The organism is Paenibacillus sp. MER 180, assembly GCF_023713665.1.
Classification (GTDB): Bacteria; Bacillota; Bacilli; order Paenibacillales; family Paenibacillaceae; genus Paenibacillus_B; species Paenibacillus_B suaedae.
The window spans coordinates 1-302 of the sequence record NZ_JAMAVT010000103.1 but is presented as its reverse complement, the minus strand read 5'-3'; the positions used below and the strand labels follow the sequence as shown (position 1 = coordinate 302).

At 49.3% G+C, this 302-nt stretch carries 1 pseudogene; it reads right to left on the bottom strand.

From position 1 onward, the window contains the following. A pseudogene (locus M3661_RS31140) lies at window positions 1-302 on the bottom strand (hypothetical protein); the annotation flags it as partial.

The following is a 302-nucleotide window of genomic DNA, read 5'->3' as shown; positions in this document are numbered from 1 at the left end:
TTCCTTGCTGTACGCCTAATGCTGCTGTAAGACAAGCAACTGTCGCTTCATTGCCTTCTTGCTCAAGCGTTTCTTGAATCTGTTGTACGGTATATACATCGCTCCAGTGAGCCAGTGCCTGCAGACGATCCTTGCGTACCTCAAGCTCCTTCACCATGACATATTGCTGCATCGCGTCTGGCAACATACGAATAAACTGAGAATGCGTAACACTGCGTGGCTTCCGCAGCAGGTTCTTGAACACTGTAGGCCATGGGATCTGTACGGTTTGTCCCGTATACGGACGAGGTACTTCCTGTATT